General features: G+C 40.6%; 17 protein-coding genes. 2 read left to right on the top strand and 15 right to left on the bottom strand.

The window, feature by feature from the left end:
• Positions 1-134: 134 nt before the first annotated feature.
• The 10 genes from H8Z82_RS01265 to H8Z82_RS01220 form a co-directional block, all read right to left on the bottom strand.
• Positions 135-1478 (bottom strand): radical SAM protein, encoded by a 1344-nt coding sequence (locus H8Z82_RS01265; RefSeq protein WP_186994010.1) that lies wholly within the window; start codon positions 1476-1478, stop codon positions 135-137.
• A 44-nt stretch (positions 1479-1522) separates the two neighbouring features.
• A complete protein-coding gene (locus H8Z82_RS01260) occupies positions 1523-2104 on the bottom strand; it encodes an HdeD family acid-resistance protein (RefSeq protein WP_186994009.1) in 582 nt (193 codons plus the stop codon).
• A gap of 135 nt (positions 2105-2239) precedes the next feature.
• Positions 2240-2794 (bottom strand): TetR/AcrR family transcriptional regulator, encoded by a 555-nt coding sequence (locus H8Z82_RS01255; RefSeq protein ID WP_173743304.1) that lies wholly within the window; start codon positions 2792-2794, stop codon positions 2240-2242.
• Between the two features lie 171 nt (positions 2795-2965).
• A complete protein-coding gene (locus H8Z82_RS01250) occupies positions 2966-5731 on the bottom strand; it encodes a glycoside hydrolase family 3 protein (protein WP_186994008.1) in 2766 nt (921 codons plus the stop codon).
• A 111-nt stretch (positions 5732-5842) separates the two neighbouring features.
• Positions 5843-7510 (bottom strand): sensor histidine kinase, encoded by a 1668-nt coding sequence (locus tag H8Z82_RS01245; RefSeq protein WP_243176360.1) that lies wholly within the window; start codon positions 7508-7510, stop codon positions 5843-5845.
• Positions 7511-7568: 58 nt separating this feature from the next.
• Complete coding sequence (phoU, locus tag H8Z82_RS01240) at positions 7569-8231, bottom strand: phosphate signaling complex protein PhoU (protein WP_173743306.1); 663 nt, start codon at positions 8229-8231, stop codon at positions 7569-7571.
• A gap of 2 nt (positions 8232-8233) precedes the next feature.
• Complete coding sequence (gene pstB / locus H8Z82_RS01235; protein WP_186994007.1) at positions 8234-8992, bottom strand: phosphate ABC transporter ATP-binding protein PstB; 759 nt, start codon at positions 8990-8992, stop codon at positions 8234-8236.
• 5 nt (positions 8993-8997) lie between these two features.
• Positions 8998-9903: a phosphate ABC transporter permease PstA gene (gene pstA, locus H8Z82_RS01230; protein ID WP_117674898.1), complete on the bottom strand. Its 906-nt coding sequence runs from the start codon at positions 9901-9903 to the stop codon at positions 8998-9000.
• Positions 9893-10750, bottom strand: coding sequence for a phosphate ABC transporter permease subunit PstC (pstC, locus tag H8Z82_RS01225; protein ID WP_008705066.1), 858 nt, complete (start codon positions 10748-10750; stop codon positions 9893-9895). The genes pstA and pstC overlap by 11 nt, the downstream gene beginning before the upstream one ends.
• A gap of 146 nt (positions 10751-10896) precedes the next feature.
• A complete protein-coding gene (locus H8Z82_RS01220) occupies positions 10897-11760 on the bottom strand; it encodes a substrate-binding domain-containing protein (protein ID WP_186994006.1) in 864 nt (287 codons plus the stop codon).
• Positions 11761-12017: 257 nt separating this feature from the next.
• On the opposite strand from H8Z82_RS01220, the gene H8Z82_RS01215 reads away from it, so the two are divergent.
• Positions 12018-12410, top strand: a complete 393-nt coding sequence (locus tag H8Z82_RS01215; RefSeq protein ID WP_186994005.1) for a C-GCAxxG-C-C family protein — start codon at positions 12018-12020, stop codon at positions 12408-12410.
• A gap of 205 nt (positions 12411-12615) precedes the next feature.
• Here the strand turns inward: H8Z82_RS01215 and H8Z82_RS01210 are convergent, their stop codons facing one another.
• The 4 genes from H8Z82_RS01210 to H8Z82_RS01195 all read right to left on the bottom strand — a co-directional run bounded on the left by H8Z82_RS01210 (position 12616) and on the right by H8Z82_RS01195 (position 19347).
• The gene (locus H8Z82_RS01210) at positions 12616-13428 is read right to left on the bottom strand and encodes an HAD-IIA family hydrolase (protein ID WP_004074351.1); all 813 of its coding nucleotides are present in this window, start codon (positions 13426-13428) and stop codon (positions 12616-12618) included.
• Between the two features lie 161 nt (positions 13429-13589).
• Positions 13590-14390 (bottom strand): AraC family transcriptional regulator, encoded by an 801-nt coding sequence (locus H8Z82_RS01205; RefSeq protein ID WP_186994004.1) that lies wholly within the window; start codon positions 14388-14390, stop codon positions 13590-13592.
• A 351-nt stretch (positions 14391-14741) separates the two neighbouring features.
• Complete coding sequence (locus H8Z82_RS01200; RefSeq protein ID WP_186994003.1) at positions 14742-16139, bottom strand: MFS transporter; 1398 nt, start codon at positions 16137-16139, stop codon at positions 14742-14744.
• 169 nt (positions 16140-16308) lie between these two features.
• Complete coding sequence (locus H8Z82_RS01195) at positions 16309-19347, bottom strand: glycoside hydrolase family 2 TIM barrel-domain containing protein (protein ID WP_186994002.1); 3039 nt, start codon at positions 19345-19347, stop codon at positions 16309-16311.
• Between the two features lie 200 nt (positions 19348-19547).
• Between H8Z82_RS01195 and H8Z82_RS01190 the strand changes: the two genes are divergently transcribed.
• Positions 19548-20411 carry an AraC family transcriptional regulator gene (locus tag H8Z82_RS01190; protein ID WP_186994001.1) on the top strand — a complete coding sequence of 288 codons (864 nt, stop codon included), beginning with the start codon at positions 19548-19550 and terminating at the stop codon, positions 20409-20411.
• Positions 20412-20541: 130 nt separating this feature from the next.
• On the opposite strand, the gene H8Z82_RS01185 is transcribed toward H8Z82_RS01190, so the two are convergent.
• The gene (locus tag H8Z82_RS01185; RefSeq protein WP_186994000.1) at positions 20542-20700 is read right to left on the bottom strand and encodes a hypothetical protein; all 159 of its coding nucleotides are present in this window, start codon (positions 20698-20700) and stop codon (positions 20542-20544) included.
• Between the last annotated feature and the right edge of the window lie 2 nt (positions 20701-20702).

Raw genomic sequence — 20702 nt, 5'->3', positions numbered from 1 at the left:
GTAGCATCTCATCTCCTCCGTTCAATGCAGAAAGAGTCTTCTGTCCGGCCTGCAACAACCGAACAAAAGACTCTTTCTGACTATTTAGCTAAATTTGAGTTAACATTTTTATATATGAAAATTACTTTTTACTCTTATTTGGTATGAAATAACTCCTCTGCCTTCGGAGCCCAATGCTCTGCATAGGCATCACACTTTGCGCAGAGATGTTCTGCTGTTTCCGGAGACTGAAGGTCTGTTGATTTAGCGCCGGACTTCTCTACCATCTGGCGAAGCAGCTTGGGATTCTCCAGCATCGGACACGGACGGAGCATATTTTCATTGAAGGGCTGACCGTCATGATATGCCATAAAGATCGGGCTCTTCAGTGCTTCCAGCAGTGTGTTATCATAAATGTTGGAATTGGAATAATGGATAAATACGCAAGGGTCTACGTCACCGTTTGCATTGATATGGAGATAACGTCTTCCACCAGCAATACATCCACCTACATATTCTGCATCATTCTGGAAATCCATACTGAAAATAGACTTGGTCTGACGGAATTTACGGATCTGATGATACATTTTCTCACGCTGCTGTGGATTTGGCATCAGCTCTACTACTGCATCGTTTCCGGTTGGCATATAATGGAAGAACCATACAAACAGAGCCCCACAGTCAATAATTTTATCAAAATATTCTTCACTGCTTACACTGTCCACATTGGCAGAAGTATAGCATGTAGAAATACCAAAGGGAAGCTTGTGAGCTTTCAGCAATTCCATAGCATGCATAACCTTGCCATATACTCCCTCTCCACGGCGTCCGTCATTTGCTTCCTCAGAACCTTCCAGACTAATAGCCGGAACAAAGTTCTTTACGCGGAGCATTTCCTGGCAGAATTCCTCATCAATCAAAGTTCCGTTTGTAAAGGAAAGGAACTCACAATCCGGATATTTCTCACAAATACGAATCAGGTCTTTTTTGCGGACCAAAGGTTCACCGCCTGTATAAATATACATGTATGTACCAAGCTTTCTGCCCTGCTCTACAATAGAACAGATGGTGTCAAAATCAAGATTCAGCTTATGTCCATATTCTGCTGCCCAGCATCCTGTGCAGTGCAGATTACAGGCACTGGTAGGATCCAACAGGATCGCCCATGGTACATTACAGTTATTTTTCTCAGATACCTCTTCCTGAATGGCACTGCCCTTCAGGCTTGCATTAATGATAAAGTTGGTGAAAAATGACTCACGTACACCCGGATCCAGTTCATAGATTCTCAGGATCAATTTGTACCAGTTACTATTTTTATCCTGGATTGCATTTCTGATCGCGTTTCTCTGGCTTTCATACCAGCCATCCGGAACTACCTTATCAATCAGCTCCATTAATTTGGGTATATTTACTTCAGGATCCTTCTCAAGATAGCTTAATCCTGTTTTAACGGCAGCGATCAGGGCCGCCTGTTTTGCTTTATCCATGATATTCATAATATTACTCCTCCTTGTTGTAATGTAGTATTTGTAGTATTTATTTAATACTCGTCCATATCTATGATATCCTGTCTCTGATTTTTGATAATTTTCACTGTATAAATAACAACACACAGATTCAGGATTCCCTCAAACAGAACAGAAACTCCCACCAGGATCATCATAACCTCTGCTGCCTCAAAAGGCCGGATCAGAAGTAATACTCCCAGAACACCAGTGAGAATCGCCATCAGTAAGATTCTCCACCAGAGACTTAATCCGAATTTCTTGGCATCTATGGACATCTGGATTTTGAAAAGCGCATCCGCAAGTATGAGAACACCAAAAATTCCAAAGATCAGGTTCACCACCAGATTTCTCCGTACAATAATGATCACGCCCACAGCTGCCATCAACACTCCGAATGCCAGATCAAACTGAAATGCCAAACAGTAAAAATCCCTGGAAAAGTATCCTATGATTTTGATACATCCATATGCTATGAGCATGATTCCCACTGCTGTACAGAATACTGCCATAGAACAATCAGGCCAGATGATCAGGCAAATTCCCAGGATCATAAATAAAATTGACATAACAATATATCCGTTTTTTGCCAGCTTTAACTGTTTCAATGTATCCATCTTTCTCTCCTCCTTCCATATTATTTTACAGCCATTCCTTTTATGTCTGTTATTATAGCTGTGATAAAATTAACAATAAATAGACAAAAAAAAGCTCCTGTCCAAAAATCAGACATGAGCTTTATTTTGTATAAGTTAAAATCCATTCATAACTGTATGCAGTTCCCGGTGCTTCTCCATCACTTCAGCAGCCTGGCGCATTTCTGTCCCCAGATCCTCTTTCAATCCATGATCCAGCCATTCTATCAATATTCCCACAAAAAGGCATTTATAATACCTGACCAGTATCTGGATTTCATTTTCCTCCAGCTGGAATTTATTTCTGTTCTTTTTAAAGTACTCCGTGATAATATATAGGATAACATCATTCATATAAATCAAAAAGGTGTCCCGCTTCACCGATTTATATACATTCAGCATCAGCTTACGGTTATCTCTGACCAAAGACGCCATTTCCTCCATACATTCCAGAATAGAGTTTTTTTCCTGAGGTGCTTCCTGGATTTCGTCCCATTTCCTTTTCAAAACAAACTCTACTACATCCGGAATATCACGGAAATGATAATAAAACGTATTCCGGTTCACTCCACACCGCTCCACAATATCCCTGACTGTAACCTTGGACATCGGTTTCTCGTCCAATATTTCCGTAAAAGTCTTTGCAATTATCTCTTTTGTAAAACCAGACATATACTCTTTTCCTCATCATACTGTTCTAATTCCGTCAATTGTCACTCTTCTCTGAACAGCCGTTCCGCACTCTGAAAATATCATGCATCCCATGATCTTCCAACGGGTCCTGAGCATTGGTATAATTATGCCACAAATTAAAGTGGATTGCAAGCTTTCTGGTAATTGGTCTTACCTATTTGGTATGAATAAAATTTCTTTTATTTCCAGATTATCTGCTCCATAGTACAATTTAATATAGTGATTGTGTCCAAAGGGCATGTCAAAAAGCCGGCTTTCCTCTACCCATTTTCCATTTGTTCCCTGTACAGAAACTGTCATCTTATGAATATTATCCATAAATACAGAAATTGGAAGCTGCGCCAGTTCACCAAGCTCTGATCTCAATACAAATTTCACAGTGAATTCTCCCATATAATCATTGGTCACTGCCAAAATATCCGTATTTCCCTTTGCAGGATGAAGAAGGCTGCCATCCACCACCATCTCCTGTGTTTCAGGATCACTGGTAATCGCGATCAGATCACCGGCATCCACATCATCTGCTTCCTTTGTATTCATAGCTTCCAGCTCTTCTGCACAGATTCTGTCTGTCAGAAGCAGAATAGATGGACTCTTCAGCAGAAATCCCAGAATATTTGCCGCATTTCTCTGCAGCTCACCCAAAGTGATCTTTCCTGCATGAAGCATTTCTTCCACATCATCTTTCTCCGGATTTGCTTTGGCATCACTTACTACCATATAAATATCATTCTGGGCTGCTACCATGGGAGCCTTTACCTGCACTTCTGCCTGATGACCTTCGTAGTTGGATTTTGCCCACCAGTCAGTCATAACAATTCCTTCAAATCCCCACTCTTTACGAAGGATCGTTGTACACAGATCATAGCTTCCCGCAGTCCAAAGTCCATTTACGCTTCCATAGGTAGTCATAACAGAACGGGCACCACCTTCCCTCACTGCCATCTCAAAGCCCTTCAGGTAAATTTCCCGGAGGCATCTCTCAGACATTACAGAATCTGAAGTACTTCTTCCTACTTCCTGATTATTGCCGCAGAAATGCTTGATGGTACTACCAATTCCGGACTTGGCCATTGCCTTCACCTGAGCTGCGCAGATTCTTCCTGTCAGAAGAGGATCCTCAGAAATATACTCAAAATTTCGTCCGTTCAGCGGATTTCTGTGAATGTTCATACCAGGTCCCAGGAGAGAATCGATCTTATTCAGACGCAGTTCCTTACCTGTCATCTCATATAAATCACCTACAAGCTCTGTATTAAAAGTACATCCCAGTGCAGTTCCATTTGGAAGGGAAAAAGCCTTTGTTCCACAATCCATGCGAATACCGGAGGGGCCATCTGCACAGCAGCCCACTGGGATTCCCAGTGCTTTCATGGACTCTGTCACACCCCCAAATGCAGCCGCTGTTCCCGGCGTTACCTTGGGACTGCACATGCCCTCTCCACGGAACATAGCGATCAGATCTTCCTCTCTGATCTGTGCCACAAAGTTCTCCATAGATACCTTGCCATCCAGCACATCCACCAGCTTATATCCTTTGTCTCCCGTATAAGCCAGAGTTTCCGGAAGATTCTGTTTTCTCCGCTCCTGAGAATCTACAGTACGGACAGGCACTTCCTCTGTCACCGCCTGATAACTTCCGTCCGGCATCAGCACAGCTTTCATTCTGCTGAACTTCTCAACCGGGGCATAGGCCTCCTGCAGTTTTTCAACTACACGGAATTTCTCCTTGTAACAGCCTGCAGACTCTGCACTTCTCACATCGCTGCCCACAAAAATCTCATAAATGCCTTCTTCCAACACATAACAGGATTTATGACCGGTCACGCCGCTGTCATCATAAGAGGTGAAGTCATATTTAGGAATTACAATAACAACTTCTTCCTTTTCTCCAGGCTTCAGTTCCCCTGTCTTAGCAAATCCGATCAGCCTTCTGGCCGGATTTCCAAGCTTACCCTGGGGCACTTTTGCATAAACCTGTACTACCTCTTTTCCCTTCACAGCTCCGGTATTGACAACCTCTGCTGCCACTGTAAGTTCCTCTTCACTATTCTTCAGGATCTCTGCTTTTATTTCGAAACTTGTATAGGATAATCCATATCCAAAGGGATAAAGCACCTTGTCCTTCGCAAAGGTTTCAAAGTAACGGTAACCTACATAAATGTCTTCTTTATAATAATTCTTAAATGGATCTCCAAAATTCTCTGTAGAGGGATAATCTTCGATGCTCTGTGCAATGGTATCTGTCAGTTTACCACAGGCGCAGACTTTACCGGTCAGCACATCTGCCACGCCATTTCCACCTTCCTGTCCACCCTGCCATGCATACAGGACAGCCTGTGGGTGATATTTCTTCACCCAGCTCATGTCAATAATATTGCCAACGTTCAGTACTACAACTGTTCGCTTACTTACCTGGCAGACCCGCCGGATCATATCCTCCTCTGTCTCAGTCAGACAATAGCTTCCCGGCCCGGCATTATTATCCTGATCCTCACCAGCAGTTCTTCCGATAATAACCAGAGAAACATCATTGTCACGGGCGCATCCAAGCATCTCATCCGTAACCTCCATCTCCTTCTGGCACCAGGGCACACGGCCCCAGCCCTGTCCCTCATCAAAAGGATTTTCTCTGATCCAATCCTCATAAATTCCCATCAGCTTCTCATCCAGGCGGATTTCCTTGCAATCTTTCAATGCGTCCAAAATCCCCACAACATACCTGGTATTCACCAGACCGCCGGATCCCAGTCCGCTTTTATAATAATGAAATGCCATGCGGCCAAAAACAGCAACCCTTTCGCCCTCTCTAAGAGGCAGAGACTGTCCTTCATTCTCAAGCAAAACGCAGCCTTCCGCTGTTGCCTGTCTGGCCAATACCGCATATCTCTCAAGATCCAATTTATAATTCTTCATAAGCAATCTTCCACCCTTTTACTTCATATTATCCTTATCCGATATTACCACAAACCACCCTCTCTGCATACCCAAAACAGTTTCGAGATTATTTTTCGAAATTATTTTCGTTTATTCTACATGGGTCTTCGGAAACTTCATACAGATTTCTGTTCCGCACCCTTCTTCACTTCGCAATATAACACTGCCTTTCAACGTGCCCACCGCATGCTTCACAATAGAAAGTCCCAGTCCGGTACCACCAATCTCTTTGGAATGACTTTTATCCACTCTGTAAAATCTCTCAAAAACTCTATCCTGATCTTCCCTTGGAATTCCCACGCCTGTATCCTTAACCACAATCTGTATCTCATGTGCAGTCTGAGTCAGAAAAACGCTTACACTTCCGTCATTTCGATTATACTTAATGGCATTATCGCAGACATTATAAACCGCTTCTTCCAGAAGTGTCCGGACTGCTTCCATCTTCATACTATCCCCGCAAATATAAAGATGCACATTCATACTCTGTGCTTTCTCCTTCAGGCTTTCAAAGGCATTCTTACAAACCTGATAAACATCCACCGGCTCCCAGGTGTAGGATGTTTTTTCCTCGTCAAGCTGGGAAATCTGGATCACATCCTCAACCAGCTGCAATAATCTCTGGGATTCCTTATAAATACGTTCTGCAAATTTTGGAATATCCTCCTCCCTCACCAGACCATCCTGCATGATCTCTGCAAATCCCGAGATAGAAGTCAAAGGAGTTTTCAGCTCATGAGAAACATTGGCAGAAAATTCTCTCCGCAGATTCTCCCTCTCCAGCTTTTCTGTCACATTTACAAGGAGAATCACAGCACCTTCTGTTTTCTGTCCACGTACCACAGGATTGGCGATCAGCTGAATATCGCTTCCGTTTAATTTCAGTATCAGTTCCGCATGTTCCCCGCCAAGTACCTGCTCGATTGCATGTCTGAAATCTTCTGCGCGATCCAGACAGTAAACGCTTTCTCCCTGACTCACCTTATCCACACGGAACAAACTCCAGGCACTGGAATTGGCAGAAAGAATCATAGTATACTTATCGATCACAATCAGGCCTTCCTGCATATTTTCTGTAATAAGTGAAAATTCTGCCTGCTGCTGTTTTGCCAGCTCCAGCTGATTCTGAATTTCCCGGTTCTGTCTGTGTATCTTACTTAAAAGCGGAGAAAGCTCCTCATAGATCTGATTCTCTTCCGGATGCTCCAGATCCAGTTCATTCACCGGTTTTACAATTCTTTTCGATATCACTGATGCCATAATTCCGGATAAGATCAGCATCAGAAATAAAACCAGGACTAAAGGAAGTACAAGATTTTCAACTAAGGCAAGCACAGAATCCTGAGTACCTGAGACTCTCAAAACTGTACCGTCTTTCAGCCTCTGCGCATAATAAATGGTTTTCTCAGAAAGTGTATCCGAATATCTGGAAGATTCTCCTACACCATATTTCTCTGCTTTTTGGAACTCTTTCCTGTCACTGTGGTTTTCCATCTCAGCGGCATCTGCCTTATTATCATAAAGAACCGTTCCATCCTGATCAATGTAGGTAATTCTTGCATTTTTGTCCTTTATATTTTTAAGATAATCTACTCCCTGCTGATCTACTCCATATGCCAGATAAAGCGCTTCCTTTGACAGTTCTTCGCGCATCTGCCCGTCAAAATCATTGTACAGTATTCCCATGACAGCAACCAGCCCTACTGCCAGAACCAGTGCGCAGACCAGCATGGTAGACTTAAATATTTTTTTTGTCAATTTTTTCACTTCCTGTCCCTGTTATCATTGCCAGGATTTCTGATAAGGAACTTTGTTTTTAATTATTCTGATGCTCGTTATTTCTGTGTACTCCGGTAATTGAATATTCAACCCATTCTGCAATATTCACAGCATGATCTCCGATACGCTCAAAGTATTTGGCTGTCATAAGAAGATCCAGCCCTGTTTTTGCATCCAGATTTCCTCCATAGATCATATCTGCAAGCTTTGATTTAATTTCATTAAATGCATCATCCACCAGATCATCATTACGGATTACATTCCTGCAAAGCTCCAGATCACTTTTCACAAAAGAATCTACGCTTTCAGTCACCATGGTAACCGTATCCTCTGCCATTTTTGTAATGGTTTCAGGAATAGAAGTGGCATTTTTTGCAATGTATAAAGAAAGGTCTGCAATATCAGCAGCCTGATCTCCGATACGTTCCATATCAGAAACCATTTTCAAAGCTGCGGAGATTTCTCTCAGATCCCTTGCAACCGGATGCTGGTGCAGAAGCAGACTCATACAGAGATTTTCAATTTCTCTTTCCTTTGCATCAATATCTCTATCTGTATCAAATACCTGGCGAGCCATCTCTTCATTCTGAACTGCGGAAATCGCTTTTGCAGAAAGAGAAATTGCCTTTTCACAATAGCTTCCCAGAGTAATAAGCTGGACATGCAGTTCCTCCAGCTGTCTCTCAAAATACTTTGACATAATCAACCAAACCTTCCTGTAATATAATCCTCTGTGCGCTTATCAGAAGGCATAGAGAACAGTTTATCAGTATCATCAAATTCAACTACCTCTCCCAGAAGGAAGAAAGCTGTTTTATCAGAAATACGGGTGGCCTGCTGCATATTATGAGTTACCATAACAATGGTATAATCCTTCTTCAACTCCATCGCCAGCTCCTCGATCTTGGAAGTTGAGATAGGGTCAAGTGCGGATGTAGGCTCATCCATCAGAAGTACCTCCGGCTGAACTGCCAGTGCTCTGGCAATGCAAAGTCTCTGCTGCTGACCACCGGACATACCCAGTGCGCTTTTTTTCAATCTGTCTTTTACTTCATCCCAGATAGCTGCATCACGGAGAGATTTTTCTACAATATCATCAAGTCTGGCTTTGGAACGGATACCGTGAGTTCTCGGTCCATATGCAATGTTATCATAAATGCTCATAGGGAAAGGATTAGGCTTCTGGAATACCATTCCCACTCTTTTTCTCAGAAGATTCACATCCATATCTCCGTAAATGTCTTCACCGTCAAGCTGTACCTTACCGGTGATCACACATCCCTCAACCAAATCATTCATTCTGTTTAAGGATTTAAGCAGTGTGGATTTACCGCATCCGCTGGGTCCGATAAATGCTGTGATTTCTTTCTCCGGAATTGCCATGTTTATATTCTTCAGCGCATGGAACTTTCCGTAATGTAAATTCATATTTTCAACTGTTATTTTTTCATTCCCACTCATTTTTCTTATCCTTTCGCAATTCGTTTGGCAACCGCTCCGGACAGGAAATTGATCACAAGAACAAATGCCAGAATAACAACTGCTGTCGCAGATGCCTGATTCATATGAAGGCCCTCACCGGACAGCACATACATATGAAGTGCCAGTGTACGGCCGGAACCCATCAGATTCTTCGGTACTTCTGCAACCGTACCTGCTGTATAGATCAGTGCTGCTGTCTCACCGATCACACGACCGATTGCCAGAATCACACCAGCCAGGATTCCAGGTACTGCTGACGGCAGAACGATCGTAAAAATTGTACGCAGCTTACCTGCGCCAAGTCCGAAACTTGCTTCACGGTAAGAATCCGGAACAGATTTCAAAGCTTCCTCTGCGGTACGCATGATCAGAGGAAGAATCATGATCACCAGTGTAAACGCACCGGATAAAAGTGACAGCCCCCAGTGAAGTGCTGTCACGAAAAACAACATACCGAAAAGGCCATATACAATAGATGGAATACCGGAAAGTGTCTCGGCTGTGATACGGATCACATTTACAAGCTTGCTTCCTTTTTTCGCATATTCTACCAGATAGATTGCTGCAAAAATCCCCAGCGGTGCTGCGATCACAAGTGAAACAACTGTCAGGATAAATGTGTTGATCAGAGATGGTAATAAGGAAAGATTCTCTGAATTGTAAGTTAAACTAAATAAGTCTGTTGACAGATATGGTACACCTTTGACCAGAATATATCCGATCAGAAAGAACAGTAATGCAAATGTCAGGACTGCACCCAAAAGGGTAAGCAATGCAAGAACACCTGATCCCGGATGCTTAATATATGCCTTCATCTGATCTGAGAGCGAAGACTCATTCTGCTTTTTTTCTTTGGACAAATCAATTGCCGCTGCTGTATCAATTTGCATGTTCTGCCCTCCTGTTCAGTAAAGAAAGACTCAGGTTAATGATAAGAATAAAGATAAATAACACAACTGCTGTTGCAATCAGTGCTTCTCTGTGAAGACCTGTTGCATACCCCATCTCCGTGACGATATTTGCAGTCATTGTACGGACACCTTTCAGGATTCCCTGTGGCATTCTCGGCTGGTTACCTGCAACCATTACAACCGCCATTGTCTCACCGATTGCACGACCGATTCCAAGAACTACAGCTGCCAGAATACCTGACTTTGCTGCCGGAAGCATGACAAAAAAGATGCTTCGCTCCTTGGTTGCTCCCAGTGCTAATGAACCTTCGTAATAACTCTCAGGCACACTGCGGATTGCAGATTCCGTAACTCCGATGATTGTCGGAAGGATCATCATTCCAAGCAGAACACAGGCTGCCAGCATGCTGGTTCCTGTTCCGCCGAAAATCTGTCTGATCAGAGGAACAATAAGGATCAGTCCAAAGAAACCATATACAATAGAAGGTACACCTGCCATCAGTTCAATTCCTGATTTCAATGGTCTGTAAATTTTCTTCGGACAATAACGTGCCATAAAAACAGAAGTAAACAACGCAATCGGCACACCCAGAAGAATGGCACCTGCAGTTACATAGATACTTGCTACGATCATTGGAAGGATTCCAAAAATATCATTTGACGGCTTCCACTTTGTTCCCAGCAGGAACTTCAGCGGACCGATTTTCCCGATAGCCGGGACACCATTTGCAAACAGAAATGCACAGATCAGAAATACTGCCAGCACTGAAGTACAGGCTGCGATCAGAAATACACATTTCATTGCTTTTTCTTTAAAGTGGTTCATTCATTACACCTTTCTTTCCCTATATCAAAAATCATAACCTGTCACTTTTACAGCAATTCTGAAAATATGATTTTCAACATATAAACAGCCCGCCTGCTGTACTATTTCATTCACAGGCGAACTGCTCTGAAACTAAATCTGTTACATTATTTAGCAAGGTCTTCCCATGTAGTAGTCTCGCCTGTGTATACAGCTTTTACCTGATTGCTTGTAAGTTCATCAATGTCATTGTCTTTGTTTACGATAACTGCGATACCATCTCTTGCAATGACTGTAGCTGTAAGACCAAGATCTTTCTCTTCATCCTTCAGGTCACGGGATGCCATACCGATATCTGCTGTTCCTTCTGCTGCCATGTTTACGCCTGTTGTGGAATCACTCTGCTGAACTTCTACAGTTACGTCTTTATTTACTGCTTCATAGCCTTCTGCAAGTTTCTCCATAACCGGTGTTACAGAAGAAGAACCGGCAACAACTACTTTACCTGAAACTCCGTCTGCTGCTTCATAAGCCTTAGCATCTGCTGCTTCTTTGATATATCCGTTGTCTTCTACGATCTTCTGTCCGTCAGAGCTCATGATGTAGTTTACGAAATCCTTTGCTGCATCGCTTTCTTTATCAGATGTAAGGATGTTGAATGGACGTGCTATCTTGTAAGAATCATTGGAAACATTATCTACAGTAGCTTCTACGCCGTCGATCTTAACTGCCTTTACTGTATCATCCAGAGAACCAAGTGAAATATAACCGATTGCATTCTCATCACCTGCAACTGTTGTCATCATAACAGATGTGCTGTTTGTTACACTTGCTTCATCTGTTGTCATATCAACCTTCTGTCCATCCTGCTCTTCTTCAATTCCGAACAGTTCTACGAATGCTCCACGTGTACCGGAACCATCCTCACGGGATACAACTGTAATGTCTCCGCTTGCTGCACTTACGATTGTTGTAAAAGTTGTTGCTCCGATAACTGTTGCTGTAAGAATTGTTGCGATTTTTTTCTTCATGATAATTTTCTCCTCTTCCCATGAGCCATGTTTTTAATATAAAGTGAAAGGCTCATTTCCTTTTTAATATTTTTATGTTTTATAACTTGTTGCCTCATTTACAAGTGCTATTATAGAAATCCAAAGTTAAATGTAAAACCACGCTAAAGTAAAATCTTTGTAAATTGAAAATTTTTGTGAAGGTTGTAAAAACAGCCTCCAGATGCTATCATAAGTTATATCTTCGTTTAAAATTTATATGCAGGAGGATTTTATATATGGAAAACTTAAGATGTGAAAAAGCAGTAGAAAAGAAACATAACGGCTATAACTGTGCACAGGCTGTGGCCTGTTCTTTCTGTAAAGAGGCATCCATGGATGAGGATACACTCAAAAAGATCACACAGGGATTCGGTGCAGGTCTTGGCACCATGGCCGGTACATGCGGAGCAATCTCCGGTGCTGCAGTTGTAGCAGGACTTATTAGCCAGGATAAAGCAGGAACCTCTCAGACTGTCCGCTCTGTCATGAATCAGTTTAAACAGCAGAATGGAACTGTAATATGTAAAGACTTAAAGGGTGTGGAAACCGGAAAGGTACTCCGTTCCTGTGATGACTGTGTCAGAGATGCGGTGAAATTCCTGGAAGACGCATTAAAATCAGGAAATTGATTTCAGCAGATATTAAATTTGCTTCTGATTATTACTGTATTATTCTCTATTTTTCAATTGACTTATAGATATATTATAAAATCTGTCAAATAAATATTCATACGAATGCAAACAATTTCATAATCAAACAGAGCTTGATAGACAACCACATTTTCGATTGTCTATCAAGCTCTGTTTATCTCTTAGTACTTCAGATTATTCATTATTACTCTGCCTTTGACTTTGCTAACATAGCAATATCCCCCACACCATTTAAAACCATAGTTGGACGATACGCATAAGTTTTGAGTGTATCCTTCGTTGAACATCCAGAGAGAACCAATACAGTAGACATACCACTTTCCATTCCTGAAATTACATCTGTATCCATACGATCCCCAACCATTACAGCTTCTGCTGAATGACATCCAAGCATATTCAATCCTGTTCTCATCATCAGTGGATTCGGTTTCCCACAGAAATATGCCTGTGTACCTGTTGCCATTTCTATAGGTGCAATCAATGCACGACAAGCAGGAGCAATGCCGTTCTCAATCGGTCCGGAAACATCTGAGTTTGCTCCGATCAGCTTTGCACCTTTCAGAACTAAATTCGTTGCTTTTGTTAATGTATCCAATGAATAGGAGCGTCCCTCTCCCACAACAACATAATCCGGATTTACATCATTCATTGTAATGCCAACATCATAAAGTGCATTTAAGAGACCTGCTTCTCCTATCACAAATGCTGAACAGCCTGCCGCCTGTTCCTTTAAAAATGCGGCTGTTGCCAATGCACTGGTATAAAAATGTTCTTCTGGCACATCAAGTCCCATCCTAGCCAGTTTCTGATTTAATTCCCGTGGTGTATATCCACTATTATTTGTCAAAAACAAATATTCTTTCTTTTCATCATGCAACCACTGGATGAATTCTGGAACACCTGGCAATATCTGATTGCCATGATAAATCACACCATCCATATCACAGATGAATCCTTTTTTTTCATTAAAATCGATTATGGATTTTATCATGTTCATATGCACCCTGCCTTTCTTGTTTCTTTAGAATACACCTTACTCTTTTCATAATAAAGTAAAACTCTTTTTTCTACAAATATTTTTATATTATATCATCCACACATGAAATCAAATACATAGCACTGTAAAATCAAAGTAAATATTTCGATCAACAGAACCTTTTATGACAACATCTCTTTCACACAAGTACTTCGATAATCACTTGGTGATATTTTATATCTTTCTTTAAATACTCGGTTAAACGTTCTCTGACTTTCAAATCCACTATCCAGACAAATGTTTGTAATAGAATCACTCGTATTTTCCAAACGATGGCATGCATAGTTCAGCCTTGCATCGTTAAGATATTGATTAAAGTTTCTATGGAATGTCTTGGAAAAGAGTCTGGATAAAACATATTTGCTCACGCCCAGGTCTTTTGCCATCTCTTCCAGCGAAAATTTCTTCTTAAAATTTGCTGATATATAGGAAACTGTCTGGTAAATAAGATCGTTGCTCCCCACACTGCTCTTTTCTACCAAATTTAATTTTCCTATGCAGCGTGCCACCACAATTTGAAGATATGCCTGTGCAACAGTAATATCCGACTGTTCTGTCTCTAAAATTGCATTTATAACCCTATATACTTCCGGTTCAACCTTTTCCGCTTTGATGATTGGGTATTCAGGAGCCATGGATTGCATGATATCTGCAAATTTGGCTATCGTAAATGGCGATGCAATCAGATAAGTCGCTTTATTTACACCGGGTGTCAGTGCCTGATAGTGATGAATAACATCTGGAAATACAAAGCCTATATCTCCTTTTTCCATATGGTATAGTTCCTGTCCGACACCAAGTTCTAATGCTCCACTTGTTACACAAACGATCTCCAGTGCATTATGAAGATGTGGTTCAATATGTTTTGACTTCCTATTTATTGCTATGATCTCCTCTTTTGTGTCAACATATTTTAACTGCATGAAATACTCCCCTTTGCAACATTTGTCTATATCTTCTTTCGATTTGGCAAGCAATCCTTTTACACCTATCTTATAATCAACTTGTAAATAAGGAAAGGAGGAATTGCAAATGAGCAACCTAAAAAAATATCTGAATGGCCTTTTAGTATTCTACACTGAATATTTTGAGCATCCTTACCATGTATAAATACTAAAAGGACTATTTTGTGAAAACTGAATATTTTCTTAAGGCCATTTCACAAAAATGAAGTGGTCCTTTTTTATTTTCAAAATACAGTTCAATCACTTTATATATAGAAAAAAGCACTGTCTCATCAAGCAATGACCAGACAACGCTTTCTCCTGTCAATTCTAATTTATGTCTGATGCATCTGTTACTTCATCTGCAGCAATTTCTTTTTCTGCTTTCAGTTTTTTATTTGCATCTTCTACATTCATTCTTGAAAGTACAAACATAATCAATACATCAAAGATTAACGGAAGCCAAAGATACATGAACTGCATCATATCAAGTGCAGACTGTGGCTGAGTTACATTTGTTCCGACATATCCACTGAACTCAAGCATCCATCCAACAACAGCGGTTCCAATACCTCCACCGATTTTTACACCAAGAGAAGTACAAGAGTACATCGTTCCGTCAATTCTCTTTCCCTGCGTAAGGTAAGTGTATTCAGAGCAAGATGCGATAACTGCATTCATATCTCCCTGCCATGGTCCCTGACCTAAGGCTGCAAGAGCTGTAAATGCCATCATCAGCGGAATACTGCCCATATATCCGGCAACAACAACAAGTGCTCTACCGATGACTGCTAAGACGTAACCTCTTAAGTTCAGTTTATACATACCTTTCCACTTACCAACTAATGTCGGTGTGAAAATCAGAGCAATGATCAGTGGAATATTTACTGCCCATGCAAATTGTCCAAACAAATTCTTATTTTTCAGTACCCATGTCATGTAATAAATGCCAGCTCCAATCATGGCACCATATAACTGCTGTAAAATATATGTTCCACAAATCATCATGTAATATTTGTTTTTGACAAGAAGCTTGAATGCCTGTACCATTCCATACTTTTCATTATCATTCTTTACTTCTCCTTCATTAAGTTCTTCCTCCGGAAGTTCCTTAACAGAAAGTGCTGAAATCGTATTTACGACCAGACCAATGATTGCATAGATAATAGCAACCGTTCTCCATGCCGCAGCATCTCCACCACATTTATCTACAAATCCAACTGTAATCGCCTGAATCAGAAGACTTGTTGAAAACGCAAAAATAAAACGGTAAGATCCCATCTGCACACGCTCTTTGCTGTTCTTTGTAATCAGTGACGTAAGTGCTGAATAAGCAATATTGTTTGCTGTATAAAACACACCATTTAACAGTGTATAAGAAATAAAGAACCATGCATATTTAGCCGTTGTTCCCAAACTCACCGGTACTGCAAAGCAGCCGACCAGCGTAATGGCACAACCAATATATCCGTATAGCATCCAGGGTTTCGCTTTTCCCATTTTACTGTGTGTTTTGTCAATCATTGATCCAAAAAATATATCCGTAAAACCATCAAATAGTTTTGATACGGCAATCAGGGTACCTACGACACCTGCAGCAAGTCCTACTGAGTCCGTCAGATAGACCATCATAAAAGATGTCAGGAACGCATAGACTACATTACCTGCAATATCGCCTGATCCATATCCAATTTTGTTATACCATTTCAAATACTTTTTTTCTTCCATCGAATTTCTTTGCTCCTCATCTTCATCGCACTTAGAATTTCAAGATGTCTAACAGAGTATGATGTCTAATTCTAGTTTTTTCTCTGTTTTTGTCTGATTGCTCTGTATATCCGGACTTTACATTACAATCAGACTCTCTTTCCTTGTTTACGGGTTACATGAAACTTTATTATCCCTTTACATACGGTATCAGTGTAAACTGGAACCGGAATAATACATCATCAAATCGGTACTGCTCCAATACAACTGGACCACAACTATTAGAACCAATGCCATTTAATGCGTAGTCAACACAGAATACTACACTATCTGATTCTATTAATTCATAATTATGCGTTTTCTTCTCAAGTTCTTCCTGTGTATAATAAGAAGCATTGAATGAAAATGCCTTTTCTGCGGATGCCACAATTCCATATCGGCTGTTGTTAAGCTCTACATATTCACAATCATAATGGCTTCCATTTTCCTGTGGACGGATATAGTCCTCATGTAAATCCCCTACATCTGCCCGGTACAAACCGTGGCTCGCAGCCTGATGTTTATCACAATAACTTTCCTGTGGTCCCATTCCAAAGTATCTTACAGCTGAAAGTTTTTTATCCAGGAACATCCTCACACCAAATCTCGGAAGATCCGGGAATTCATCGTCTTTTGTTACTGCAATATCTGCATCAATCTTTCCAGCAGCTTCTATTTTCCATGTAATCGTCACATCAAGAATCTTCTGTACTGTCTCTGCCACAACGGAAGCATGGCTTGTAATCTTCACACCATGTTTTCCCTGCACAACCTCTGTCGTATAGGCTCTTGTGTAAGCCTTATCATAGTGGGCTTTCTTCCATTCAGACTTGATGTACATATCGTTATCTGTTGGAGCCCTCCAGATATTTAATTCCATCGGATGGTTCAAGTATTCCCGCCCTGCGAATTTCATCTCTGTAAAGAGTGCAGTACGTTTGTCTATGGTATAAGCAAATTCACGCCCCTTGATATGAATCTGTGTATCATTTTCATTTACCTGTAATTCAGAGTCCACTACTGTTTTTGGTATCCATTTCTCTGCAAGTTTACATTTTGTATCCGCTTTACTTACCTCAATTTCATCAAATCCAAGAATATGGTCTTCATCCAACAGTGGCAATTCTTTTTTCAGATGGTAAATAAGTTTTAAATAACATTTCCCATTCTCTGGAACATTGATCTTCAGGTTTGTTTTTCCTTCCCCGTGTGGTGCCACAGAAAACTCCGGAAGTATGCCTTTGCTGATCACAAGACCATCCTGTGTCAGCTCATAACTAATCTTCACATAATCTTTCAAGTCATCAAAATCCATGTAGTTATGAAGCACCAGTTCTCCGCTTTCTTTGTTATAGGAAATAACTCTTGCCGGGCGATAAACATTCTTGTATTCCAAAAGTCCTGTATGTACCGTTCTGTCCGGATATACTAATCCATCCATACAGAAGTTGCCATCATGAATTTCTTCGCCATGGTCGCCCCCATAAGCATATATAGTCTTTCCATTCTCAGCAGTTCCATGAGCAATCGCATGGTCACACCATTCCCAGACAAAGCCGCCGCACATTTTATCATTATCCTGAATCATCTGGAAGTAATCTTCAAAATCTCCAGGTCCGTTTCCCATGCTGTGACAGTACTCTACCAAAAGGAAGGGTTTGCTTCCATCTTTATCCAGATATTCCTGAATTTCGGAAAGCGCTGGGTACATCCGGCTGTACACATCCAGATTGCTGTAATCATATGTTTCATCATAATTACGGTATCTTGCACTCTCATATTGTGTGATACGGTCTGGATCAAAATTCTTTGTCCATTCCAGTGCTTTTTCAAAGTTGCAGCCATAAGCACTCTCATTTCCCATTGACCACATAACAATACAGAAACGGTTTTTGTCACGTTCCACCATGAGTTTTACGCGATCAACGATTGCCTCTTCCCATACCGGATCATCTGCAATCTTCTCATTCCATCGTTTGAACCGATTGTAATCAGTGTCTTCTTTTCTGTAGATCATAAATGGACCATGAGCTTCAATATCTGCTTCATCTATTACCATGAATCCATACTTGTCACACATTTCATAGAAAAATGGTGCGTTCGGATAGTGGCTGGAACGGATCGCATTAAAATTATGCTGCTTCATTAACGTAAGATCGGTTGTGAGCTGTTCCAGACTGATTGTAAATCCAGTAACCGGATCAGAATCATGTCGATTGACACCACGGAATTTAATCTTCTGTCCATTTAAATAAATTACCTGGTCTTTAATCTCTATCTTTCTTAATGCAATGTGATCTACAATTACTTCATTCTCTGTTTCAAGAATCAGTTTATATAGATATGGATTTTCTGTATTCCAAAGTTCCGGACTTGCGATTTCTAATACAGCTGTTCCTTCTTCAGCAATACTTCCTAGTGCTACAACTGCTCCGTTTCTATCTTCAATCGAAATTTTTACATTTAACGAAGAGTAGAATTTCATTTCAATTTCTACTTTCGCAAGCATATCCTCAATTCTTGTTTTAATATGATAATCACTGATTGCCTGTTTTGGGCGTTTCAAAATGTACACATCCCGGAAAATACCACTCATACGGAATTTGTCCTGATCTTCCAAATAGGAACCATCACACCACTTCATGACCAGAACCGCTATGCTGTTCTCTCCGTCCCGAAGGAGGTCGGTGATATCAAACTCACTGGTCATATGAGAAACCTGGCTATACCCTACATAAGAGCCATTGATCCATACATAAAAGCAACTGTCTACTCCTTCAAAATTCAAGAAAGCTTTTGGTGCATTTTCATCTTTGTGATAAACAAAGGTATGTGCATATGTTCCACATGGAATATCCTGTGGTACATACGGTGGATCAAATGGGAACGGATATCTGATGTTTGTATACTGATGTGTGTCATATCCTGCCATCTGCCATACACTCGGAACCTGAATCTCATCAAAATTTTCTGTATCATAATCTTTCTCAAAGAAGGGTTCCTGAACATCATAGATACTGTTAAAATACTGGAACTTCCAAGTTCCGTTCAATAACTGCATTCGGTCTGACTCTTCCCTGTGCTCCACCAGGTTATCCATTCTTTTGGATGCCGGAATAAAATAGGCTCTGGCTGGCATTGTATTTTCATGCAGTACGCTTAAATCCTCATAATAACGTGGTACAATCATAAATAACTCTCCTTTAATACATATACATTTTTTTGCACTTTGTTTTTCCACAGCAAACCTTATCTTTTACTTTTATGTTTACGTTTCTCTGTTTTGCTATATATATCTTATCCTAATCTGCAAAACATGTCTATGAATTGGATTAGACAAAATATGCACTAAATGATACAATAACAAAAAAGGAAAAGAGGTGCTACCATATGTATATGAATACCGGTTATTTAAACCACTCCCATATGGATTTCAAAGACAAAAGTCGCCCACTGGTTGTAGGAAGTTGCGGTACTTACCGCCTTTCCAGCCATCCAAAGTTACCAACCTACCGTCCAAGGGGACGCCTGGATTATCAGATTATCTATATCACTGCTGGTTGTGGGCATTTTCATTTTGACAATGTGGATAACGAAATGATTGTCCCCGCCGGTAATATTGTACTATACAGACCGAAGGAACTTCAGAAATATGAATATTATGGAAAAGATAAGATAGAAGTATACTGGATTCATTTTACAGGCAACAATGTAAAAAATATCCTACGGCAATATGGATTCCCGGATAAAGAGCGTGTATTTCAGGTCGGAACCTCTATGGAATACGAACAGATTTTCAAGCGTATTATCATCGAGCTTCAGCGTTGCCAAGATAATTATGAGGAAATGCTTGTCCTTCTGCTCCGTCATCTTCTGATCAGTTTCCACCGGGAACTGACAAGAGAGCACATATTAAAAAATGAATATCTTGATCATGAGATGGATAACGCAGTTACCTTTTTCAGTGAAAATTATAACCAGAATATTAGCATAGATGATTATGCTGCCTCACGTGGAATGAGTGTCAGCTGGTTTATCCGAAACTTCAAAAAATACACAGGTTCTACACCAATGCAGTTTATTGTGGGAATCCGAATTAACAATGCCCAGATGTTACTTGAAACAACAACCTATTCCATCAATGAGATTTCTAAGATTGTCGGATATGATAACCAACTTTATTTCAGTCGGCTTTTTCACAAGTTGAAAGGATATTCGCCGAGAGAATACCGAAAGCTGAGAAACATGCAATAGAATCCATGCTACTAAATAAACAACGGGCTGAACAGCAAGAAATGCCATTCAGCCCATCACATTATATTTTGTATTCTATAAACCTATGATTTTATCATCAATCTGAGAGGTTTACACAGAATAATTTACACTACCGAATATCCTTCTTTTTAATATTTTTCTGAGGATAAAAAAGTAATTCCACCTCTTTTGGTGGCATCATCTGGAGTTCTTCAATCGGAATTCCTCCCGCGTGATAACGTTCCATAATCAAAGATAATGTTCCGGATCCAATCTTATACCGATCCATGC

Origin of the sequence: Blautia difficilis, assembly GCF_014297245.1 — a bacterium.
Lineage (GTDB): Bacteria > Bacillota > Clostridia > Lachnospirales > Lachnospiraceae > Blautia_A > Blautia_A difficilis.
This window is presented reverse-complemented; position numbering and strand designations above follow the sequence as displayed.